This is a genomic window from Bacteroides faecis MAJ27, from assembly GCF_900106755.1.
Lineage (GTDB): Bacteria > Bacteroidota > Bacteroidia > Bacteroidales > Bacteroidaceae > Bacteroides > Bacteroides faecis.
In genome coordinates, this window is record NZ_FNNN01000009.1 from 193753 (window position 1) to 204504 (window position 10752).

At 39.8% G+C, this 10752-nt stretch carries 7 protein-coding genes; 1 reads left to right on the top strand and 6 read right to left on the bottom strand.

The genetic code is table 11. The features are described from left to right. Window positions 1-15 precede the first annotated feature (15 nt). Window positions 16-1821 (bottom strand): AMP-dependent synthetase/ligase, encoded by a 1806-nt coding sequence (locus BLW31_RS10250; RefSeq protein WP_010536257.1) that lies wholly within the window; start codon window positions 1819-1821, stop codon window positions 16-18. Window positions 1822-1930: 109 nt separating this feature from the next. On the opposite strand from BLW31_RS10250, the gene BLW31_RS10255 reads away from it, so the two are divergent. Next, window positions 1931-2998 carry a M20 family metallo-hydrolase gene (locus tag BLW31_RS10255; protein ID WP_010536256.1) on the top strand — a complete coding sequence of 356 codons (1068 nt, stop codon included), beginning with the start codon at window positions 1931-1933 and terminating at the stop codon, window positions 2996-2998. A gap of 12 nt (window positions 2999-3010) precedes the next feature. Here the strand turns inward: BLW31_RS10255 and BLW31_RS10260 are convergent, their stop codons facing one another. The 5 genes from BLW31_RS10260 to BLW31_RS10285 form a co-directional block, all read right to left on the bottom strand. Then, window positions 3011-4225 (bottom strand): ATP-binding protein, encoded by a 1215-nt coding sequence (locus BLW31_RS10260; RefSeq protein ID WP_010536255.1) that lies wholly within the window; start codon window positions 4223-4225, stop codon window positions 3011-3013. A 537-nt stretch (window positions 4226-4762) separates the two neighbouring features. Further along, the gene (locus BLW31_RS10270; protein ID WP_022301384.1) at window positions 4763-5404 is read right to left on the bottom strand and encodes a hypothetical protein; all 642 of its coding nucleotides are present in this window, start codon (window positions 5402-5404) and stop codon (window positions 4763-4765) included. A gap of 84 nt (window positions 5405-5488) precedes the next feature. Further along, window positions 5489-8386 (bottom strand): glutaminase family protein, encoded by a 2898-nt coding sequence (locus tag BLW31_RS10275; protein ID WP_010536252.1) that lies wholly within the window; start codon window positions 8384-8386, stop codon window positions 5489-5491. Further along, window positions 8383-9972, bottom strand: coding sequence for an O-antigen ligase family protein (locus tag BLW31_RS10280; RefSeq protein WP_010536251.1), 1590 nt, complete (start codon window positions 9970-9972; stop codon window positions 8383-8385). The genes BLW31_RS10275 and BLW31_RS10280 overlap by 4 nt, the downstream gene beginning before the upstream one ends. A 72-nt stretch (window positions 9973-10044) precedes the next feature. Further along, on the bottom strand, window positions 10045-10665 hold the full coding sequence (locus BLW31_RS10285; protein WP_010536250.1) for a TlpA family protein disulfide reductase: 621 nt from the start codon (window positions 10663-10665) through the stop codon (window positions 10045-10047). Window positions 10666-10752: the final 87 nt, after the last annotated feature.

The following is a 10752-nucleotide window of genomic DNA, read 5'->3' on the forward strand; positions in this document are numbered from 1 at the left end:
ATTGATCATCTGCCGTTACTCTTCGTACATCTTCTCGATCAGTTCCTTGTAATTCTCAGCAACCACTGATCGTTTCAACTTCAACGTATTCGTCAACTCTCCACGTTCCATACTGAAAGGTTCGGGAAGCAATGTAAAACGTTTGATCTGTTCGTAATGAGCGAACTGTTGCTGCAAGGTCTCTATCCGGGCACGGAACAAACCGATAATTTTAGGATGCTGCAGCAAGTCAGCCATATCTTTGTATTCAATGCCTTTCTCCTTCGCATAGTCCTTGACAAACCCGTACACCGGCACAATCAAGGCAGAAACGAACTTGCGCTGATCTGCGATAATAGCGATCTGATCGATATAGCGGTCAATAACCAGTTTGGTTTCCAGCGCCTGCGGGGCAATATACTTTCCGTTAGATGTCTTGAACAAGTCCTTGATACGTTCTGTAAGGAAAAGCTGTCCGTTCTTGAAATAACCGGCATCTCCCGTATGGAACCAGCCGTCAGCATCAATAGCGGCAGCCGTAGCTTCCGCTTTCTTATAATATCCTTTGGTGATGCTTTTTCCACGAAGCAGAATTTCATTATCTTCATTAATCTTCACTTCCAGTCCCGGTAATACCACCCCTACCGAACCGATGTCATACCCTACCGGCAAAGTACATGACACTGTAGCCGTAGACTCTGTCAGTCCATAGCCGACCACCATATTGATTCCTACAGAATGAACAAATTCATTGATTTCATCGGGCACGGCAGCACCTGCTGTCGGGAAGAAGTTACCATTCTCGATGCCGATCGTCTTCTTCAGCAAAGAATAAATGGTCTTTTCGTAGAACTTATATTTAAGCTGGTTCATCACCGGAGGAGTCTTTCCCTGACGGAGATAATCCAGATTATGGATTCTGCCGACCTTAATCGCATCCAGCATCAATGCCTTCTTCAATCCTGTCGTTTCACTGATCTTTTCCTGTACACCGGCGTATACCTTCTCCCAGAAACGGGGAACGCTGCACATCAGTGTCGGACGGATTTCTTTAATGGTAGTCTGAATATCTGCCGGACGGAGATTGATACATATCTGCACTCCCTTGTGAATACAGAGATAGCTCCATGCTTTCTCGAACACATGTGTCAACGGGAGGAAGTTCATAGAAACATCCTTGTCGGTCATTGTCGTCAGGCGTTCGTCATGCGTATGGAATTGCTCCAGATAGCAAGAATGGTGCAGCATCACACCTTTAGGTTCCCCCGTCGTACCGGAAGTATAAAGGATGTTAGCCAGATCATCGTAAGAAGCACGTGCGGTACGTTCTTCTACCACCTCATTATGCGGCAACCCTTCGCCCATTGCCATAAACTCATCAAAATAGATGGAAGAGACATCACGCGGGTCCTTTACTACCGAACGGTCGAAAATAATCAGTTGTTGCAACGAAGAGCAAAAGCCGAAGATGCTGAATGCAGAATCATACTGATACTGTTCGCCAACAAAAAGATATCGGATTTGCGCATCGTTGATAATGTATTGTGCCTGTGCGGGCGAACTCGTTGCATAGAACGGAATAGTAACCCCGCGATTGGCAAATGCACCGAAATCGACATAGAACCATTCAGGCTTATTCTGTGAAAAAATACCGATATTCTCTTGTTCCTCCACTCCTAGTGCTACGAAAGCATTAGCAGCCTGCCGTACAGTTCCGGAGAATTGATTCCAGGTTATTGGAATCCATTGTGCTGTCTCGTAGTCGCGGTATTTCAAGGCTACCTTGTCGCCATACTTTTCAGCCTGACGATGGACCAAGACAGATAAATGATGATAAGTCATACTCTTTGTATTGATAAATATGGTACAAAGGTATTAGTTTTATTTGAAACTATTGCGCAAAACGAGTATCTTTGTGCAAATATTAAGCTCTAAATTAACAAGTTTGTATATGAAATACGATATTCCAACCATGACAGCCGAAGCTGTAAGCCTGTTGAAATCACTAATCAGCATTCCGTCCATCAGTCGGGAAGAGACGCAAGCAGCTGATTTCCTGCAAAATTATATCGAAGCCGAAGGGATGCAAACCGGACGCAAGGGAAACAATGTCTGGTGCCTCAGCCCTATGTTCGATCTTAAAAAGCCGACCATCCTTCTCAATTCTCATATCGACACGGTGAAACCTGTAAACGGCTGGCGCAAAGACCCTTTCACGCCCCGCGAGGAAAACGGAAAATTGTACGGACTGGGCAGTAACGATGCCGGAGCCAGTGTTGTTTCGCTCTTACAGGTGTTCCTGCAACTATGTCGCACTTCTCAAAATTACAATCTCATCTATCTGGCTTCCTGCGAAGAAGAAGTTTCGGGCAAGGACGGAATTGAAAGTGTATTGCCGGGCTTGCCTCCTGTCTCTTTTGCCATTGTAGGCGAACCAACAGAGATGCAGCCTGCCATTGCCGAAAAGGGATTGATGGTATTGGATGTAACTGCGACAGGCAAAGCCGGACACGCTGCACGCAATGAAGGAGATAATGCCATTTATAAAGTATTGGATGACATCGCCTGGTTCCGCGATTATCGTTTCGAGAAGGAATCGCCCTTGCTCGGACCGGTAAAAATGAGCGTTACGGTCATCAATGCAGGCACTCAGCACAATGTGGTTCCCGATAAATGTACGTTTGTTGTTGATATCCGAAGCAACGAACTTTACTCTAACGAAGATCTGTTTGCTGAAATCAAGAAACATATTTCCTGCGATGCGAAAGCCCGTTCGTTCCGCCTCAACTCTTCACGGATTGACGAAAAACATCCGTTCGTACAGACAGCAGTGAAAATGGGACGCGTTCCTTTCGGCTCCCCGACTTTATCTGACCAGGCATTAATGTCCTTTGCGTCGGTAAAGATCGGTCCGGGACGTTCTTCACGCTCACATACAGCCGAGGAGTATATTATGCTGAAAGAGATAGAAGAGGCTATCGGACTTTATTTAGAATTATTAGACGGGCTAGAACTCTAGTCCGTCTTGGTTTCACCACTCGTCGAGTAGGAAGTCTGCCATGTGACGGTGTTTAACCCCCTCAATGTTATCCTGCCACAATTCATCCATACTAACCACATATTTGGGATAATGATCATCAATTGCCAGCAAGGGTGCAAATTCACGATCAATGGTTGCTTGTGAACCTAGTTGATAAGTAACCTGTATATAAACTTTTTCTTCACGCCTAATGGCTACAAAATCAACTTCTTTTTCATCCTGCTTGCCTACGTATACTTCGTATCCACGACGTTTCAATTCCATACAGACCAGATTTTCAAGCATTCCCCCTATTAATCTATCCCGATATCCCATTACGGAATAGATGAGCGAAAGATCACTTACAAAATACTTTTCATTAGTTTGCAATATTTCTTTACCTTTGATATCATAACGTGGAATACGCTGTATCACAAAAGCATTATTTAAAGCATCCAAATAATTGTAAATCGTATTGATATCCACTTTTCGTTGCTGACTTTTAAAATAGTCGGCAATATTCTTGGCATTCAATTTATTCCCGATATTATCAAAAACAAACTTTACTATCCTTTCGAGCATTTCTACATTACGGATTCCATGTCGCTGCACAGTATCACGCAGAATGACAGAAGAATAAATATCATACACTATTTTGTAAATAGCGTTATAATCATAGTTTGCTGTATGAATAGCCGGAAATCCTCCCATGCGAAGGTATTTCAGAAATTCCGCTTTACGGTCGGATGCAGAAATTGCCAAAGGAACATTATGGAATAACAGATATTCCCTAAAAGACAAAGTCATTATATGAAAAGCAACATATCTTCCTGCTAAATATGTGGAGAACTCAGAAGACAGTAAACGTGAATTGGAACCAGTCACATAAATGTCAGCATCCAAGTCTACCAAGAATGCATTTACCGCCTTCTCCCAATCTGTAACTTCCTGAATCTCATCCAGAAGAATATAATATTTTCCCGAAACTTTCGTAACTTCCCGAATATAAGTATACAGTGCCTTCGCCTCCTTCACATCCATCCACTCAAAGCTTTCAAAGTTCATATAAATAATATGATCTTCAGATACTCCCCTTCGTAAAAGTTCCTCACGGATTAAACGCAACACGACAGACTTGCCACAACGACGGATACCAGTGATCACTTTCACAAATGGTTTATCAATAAAAGGAGTGATTTGCTCCATATAAAGTTCACGATTAATCATACATCCGAAGTTTTTAGGGTTATAGACACAAATATAAATAATTAATCGGAAGTTTTTAGGGTTATACCCCTAAAAACTTCCGATTTCGAACATCTTTTATGGTTATAGACGGAAACAAGAATGGCATTTATGCAAAGAAAAACTCCTTCTGTATCTTTATCCAGGTTAAAAAATTTAGCCACCATCATAATAATGGTAGCTAAATCAAAGAAAAACAACCAGTTTCAATGGTCTATTCAATCCATCCCGGATTTACAAAGAACATAGAGAAAAAAAATTACCCGACTCGTATATACCAAATCAGACATTTCCACACGATCCACTATCATTCGTTTTATTAAGATACTGTTTCCATATCAAAAAGGCAATTATGCCTAACAGATTAAATAACAAAACCAAAATGACCCATAGATATTTATATGGTTTAGTAAGTTGATGACTTTTCAACACTACCAATATCCCAATCAACAAAATCAAAACATAAGCAATTTCAAAAAACATTGGAGACATAATCATAATTTTTATTTTCAATAATCATTAATATGCAGAAACTGTAACACTTCCCTTTCCCGCACTCTTATCGTATGTCCCTGAAGAATTAATAACATAAGAAAGGTTAAAGCCAACAACCTGAGTTATAGTTGCCTTAATTTTCCCCGTACTATTAAATGATATAGCATTTCCTGATACATAGCCACTCGCATAAGATTGAGAATACGTATAAATTGATAATCCTGTTATATCTGTCATTACTGTTACATTTTTATTATCTTCGATCAAAGTTACACTAAACCATGTAAGATTCCAAATCCAATCACTGAATGAATAAATTTCACTACGTGTTTTAGCAAGCGGCACACTAGGTTTCTGCTCTTTAGTAGAATAAAACATACAGCCATTTTCTTCTTTATCCTTATACATCTTTAATTCAACAGGGTGTTCTCTAAGTTGTTTTATATCACGAAACAATTCTTCTATTTCTTCTAATGACATCTCATTTTCAGTTTTTTCTGAAGGATTAATCTCAAAAAAATCGACGTTTACATCATATTTTTCAGCTAATGATGCAATCTTTGTTTTAACTTCTTCCTTCTTAACTTCTGAATTAGCATCAAACTCTTCATTTGTACATGCAATCATTACTACCATAGTAACAACTAAATAAAATAAACTTTTCATATTCATAATGTTTTTATTTAAAATAATAAATCAACTATATCATATTGCTCCGAATATACCTTCTAAAAGACATCAAGATTCTAATTATTCCTTTTCCAACAACCTGATAAAATAGGCACCTACTACAGTACGCCCCGTAAATCCTACTATAGTAGCACGATCCGTATTTATCAAATCAGCCATTGGTGTGCGATCTGTAGTCTCATTCATAAACTTATAAAGCGGCAACATAAGTTTACGGAATTGCATACGGTCAGCACTCAACGAAGCAGACCATACTGTCCAATCCACTTTCGCGTAACTATGTCTGCTATCCAACGGACATCCAAATTCATTCATTTTAGTAAGATAGAAATCCGTCTCTTTCTGAATGACTCTCTCTGGGAAAAGATTCAAGCCAAGCAGCCTGTCCCATATCAGATTATACTTCATCCCCCAACTATCCGGCTGATCAAAAGCCAAGCGATAATGATCACCTGCATAAGCAGCCTTTTCCCATTCTTTCGTCATCTCATGGGCAGCATCCATATACTTCTCCGCTTCTTCTTTCTTGTTCAACATTTCCGCCAGACGTGCGTATGCTGCAATACCTAAAATACCTTTTGCAGACAAGTTAGTATGATGGGGACAGTTTCCTGCGAAATTATCCGTAGTAAGCTGATCACCGGTATCTGTTCCATTTTCCAATAAATACTCAGCCCATTGAGTCAATGTCTTCCAATGTTTCTCCGCATACGAAGCATTCTTCTCCATTTTAGCAATAGCAGCAGTCATTATCAAGCCGTTTCCTGCTTCTTCCACAGGCATATCACCGCCTATCGTCTGTCCGTTTACAGCAGGATATCCGCCTAAGTCATGCGGAGGAAACGGCTTTCCCCATTTTCCGCTTTCACTGTAGTAGAAAAATGGATTAAGCATCGCTTTTACCAAATCAGGATTATAACGGAGATAAAGTGGCGAAGCCGGATAATACTCATCCACAGGCCCCACCTGTGGAGTAAAATAAAGTAACTCACCTTCCGAATCTTCAGACATTTGGAAAGCGGAAACAGACTGACGATAAGCTAAAGCACAAAGTTCGGCATATTCTTTTCCTCCGGCGAGGTAAGCATCTGCCATCAATTGACGGTCAAATGCATAACATTTTGCCATCACTTCTTTATAGTCCTCCTCCGCGTCCGCATACAAATCTTCTATGCTTGTTTTTCCATCTTTATTCCAATAAGGTCTCAGATCCTCTCCAAAATAAGCCATTGTATACAGTCCGTCGAAAGCAGCAGTGAGATGCTGCGGAAAATCACCATCCACATCCAGTTTCTGTGCAAAGGCGGCATATCGTTTTTCGGCAGACTTTCTCATCTGTTTCAGATCTCCCTCTTTCATAAAATATGCCCTCATTTCGGCTGCATCTCCCTGTGCACAGGTTACATCATCCTTTGTTCCCAAATAGAAATATCCCCACGATCGTCCGTCTTTTTCTTGATCTACCCACAATTTCTGATTCTCTTGTCCTGTCTTCATAAGAGACAGTCCATCCTTTTCATACATTTGGGTAGACTGTCCGGCACGAAATGCCTTATGTGGATCTATCTCAAAATAGACAGCAACATCATGCTCCTTACCATCCAACGCCTTAGCTTGATAAGAGATATAATTGACGGGACGGGCAAGCGTCTCCAGATCATCCAACAGGTAAGGAGCAGTAAAGCTAAGTTTCAGTTCCACATCCCCACATTCAAACGTATAATGTGTCTGGGTTGCCTGCACATCAACAGACGTTTGTTCAGCTTCTTTCAATTCTGCATATAGTCCGAAATCAACCAATGCACCTCCCATACGGTTTTCGCAATGAGCAGCAATCACGGCTTTCCCATCTTTCATTGTTTCCGCTATGGAATCCGGAATATTCACCCTAAGATCACTTTTCCATTCATATCCCGTGCTGACCAATTGCATTCCATTCACATACAATTGAAATACATCATCATGTGAATAGCGCAAATACAGTTGCTTGTTTTTCGCCAATGCCGGGTCGAATGTCAATTCGCGTCTCACCCATATATTAGGTGAGAACCAGGGAGTATTCACATTCCGCTGATCATCCGTACCGAAGGCTGCCTGTCCTTCTGTCCATGTTGAATCGTCAAACTCTTTGGCTTCCCAATTTTCCTGAGGTTGCTCCATGGTATATCTCCCCGTCCACTCTTTTTCATAAGAGATGGGAGCTACCCTTTCCACAGGCATAGTCGGTTCCTCGGCAAAGAGTCCGAAGTCTACCAATCCTCCTCCCACACGATTCTCACAATGAGCGGCAATCAACGCTTTTCCACTTTTCATTGTTTGCAGAATAGAGTCCGGAATTTCCACTTTAAAGTTTGCTCCCCAATCATATCCGGTATTTACCAATTGCTTCCCATTAATGTACAATTGGAATACATCATCATGAGAATAGCGCAAATAGATCTTCTTATGTTCCAAAAGATACGGATCAACTTCAATCTCTCTTCGTACCCAAATATTAGAAGAAGTCCATTGTGTTCTTGCTTCCCACATACCAGGCGTACCAAATGCCCCTTCTGACAATTGCCAGTACTTATCATCAAAGTCCGGCTGCTCCCATCCTTCATCAGGTACTAATGAAGTGAACTTTCCTTCCCACTTTTCGTGATCAAGCGCCATCGGAGCGATGGCTTGCATCGGCAGTTCTTTACTACCCATAAAACGATACATAGCACCGTCTACCCGCAAGAAGCCAACAAAAGGAAGTTGTGTGCTGCCGCCAAAAGTCATATTCTGTTTGTTCAGTTCATCCGTCATAGACCAAAGTTTCATATGCGGATGCAAGGTTAATAACGGATAAGCAGGCGCACGAAGGTCACTTTTAGTAGTTTCATCAGAGTACGGAGTACTTTTGCAAGCTGCCAATACCGTTATTAGCAGGTAAATGAATGTTTTATTCATTAGTGTTTTATAAATTCTCATTCGGTTACTATATTTATCTTTTGTATTTCTCTTTCCATCTCCCTCTTCATTCTTTTAATAGCAACAGTCTCTATTTTCATCGGTTTGTCAACAACAGCCTCAGCCATTGCAAGCGATCGCTCTTTTTCACCATTCATTTTGTATAAATGGAATAGTTTATAAAGAGGAAGAAATCGCGAAGGGCACATCATAGATGCACTATTGTAATATTTTTCTGCTAGTTTAGGTTTGTTAAGCTGCTGATAATTTTCTCCTAATATTAGCTCCAGATCATAATCTGCCCAATATTTGCGACATTGTAAAGCGATCTCCAAACTCTTATCATATTGTTTCTTCTCTAATAAAACAGCAGCATAGTTGTAAAGGAAATAAGGATTATCCGCAAATGCTTTCTCTAATTTTTCATATGCGGGAAGCACCGTATCATAGGAATCGGAAAGAGTTAGTTTGGAGATTCGTCCCCACTCCAATTCTGCTTGTATTCGTTCCACTAATTCATAAATGCCAATCATTGAGCAACCTATAACCAAAGCACATACTACATTTTTCTTCCAAGATGCAGCAAAAAAAACCTTTATAGGTTCCTTGATAATTATCAAGACAGATAATAATGTAATAATCCACGTAAAAGGATAAGTAAATGGATAAGAGAACAATGAAAACGTTCCTATTGAAATCAACACATATACAGCAATTTTCTTTTCGATATCAGGATTTAGTTTATAACAATAGATTAGTAAAAAAATGAATGCAAACAGTATCACCAAACCGATAATTCCGAAGTTTAAGAGGATTTCCATGTACTCATTGAAAGGATGCTTCACATTATCGGCTAACATAGCATAACGGTTCTGCTGTCCATGTATTCTAAAGTATTCTGCTTGGTAATCCATATAATGAGCTTCAAAGCTGCCTAATCCATGCCCTATCCAAGGAGAATCTTTTACCATATTTATGCAAGATTGCCAAATAAGCAATCGACCGTCGGCTGAGTCCTTTTTTATCCAATAACAACCTAAGATTAAAGCGACTAAACCAGCTAGCAAAGAGAATTTCAATATGCGTCTATGAAGGAGCTTCTGATACAAGAATATAGTACAAACCGCAGCTAAACTAATGATACCAGCCCTTGAATATGACAGAACAATTGCAACTACTATAATAGTCCCCATTATCCATCCCATAAGACGCATATATCTTTTATTATCTTTCGACAGGAGAAAAGCAGTAAAAGGTACCCCTGCACATAAACACGCAGAAAAGCCAGCCGGATTATCAAAGCTACCAGTAATTTTATAGATTGAAGGAGAATAATACACATTAAAATATTGCAGCAACCCCAATACAGCCTGTAGAAAACAGATTGCAACAAGAACGATTCCTACTCGAAACATATTTATACTTACTGAATGAGCATACCATATTGCGATAGTATAGTACAATACCAATCCTCCAAATACAAACAAAGTAATTAACCACTTCGGTACAATAGATGAGTCAGTAAAATAATGAGACTGAACAAATAGTGCACTCACACATAAAATACTAAACATCAATAGTCCTATATAGTCTCTTAATCTTGCCATAAAAGTATTTATGTAACATATTCAAAATCATCTAAAAAACGAGCAGACACAACACACATTAAGGTCTAATATTTATTTCTCGCCAGATAATTGCTCTAACGTTCTCAATAATTTACGGGTATCTCCTCCGACATTTACCGCTTTTACTATCATATTTTTATCAACTATAATATTAGAAGGATACATATAAATCTTTAGTATATCGGTAAATTCCCCTTTATAATTAGGAACAATTCCTATATCCTCCCAGTCTAAATTCAGTCTTTTCATTAACTTTTGTACTTCTTCAGGAGAATCAGGGGTTAGCCCGACAAACTGAATATTCGGATAATCTTCAGCAAGTATATTTAAAACAATAAGCTCCCGAATACAAATACTACAATGCCTGTTCCAAAAACATATAACTGTATACTCGGATTCATCAAAATCAACAACCTTTCCGTTAATATCACCTAAACCAATCTTAGGAAGAGTTTTACCTATCAATGTTTCAAGTTTAGGGTGTTTATAAACTAGATGAATTTCTGGTATTTCATCTGTTCCTTTAATAGAAATTATATACTGATGAGTTTCTAGAGAATCTCTATGAGCCTGATCTGTAATAGGGTTCCCTTCAGCATCAAAATACAAGAAAGTTTGACCTTCGACACGAACGCTATTATCGCCATAAGTTACTTTTTGAGCAGTAAGCATTCAGCAAACCCCGTATTTCCCCCTCTGAAAGTTCTTCCTAGTTTTGCGTGAATTTAAAACGTGAAACAATGAAGAACTTAACTTTAG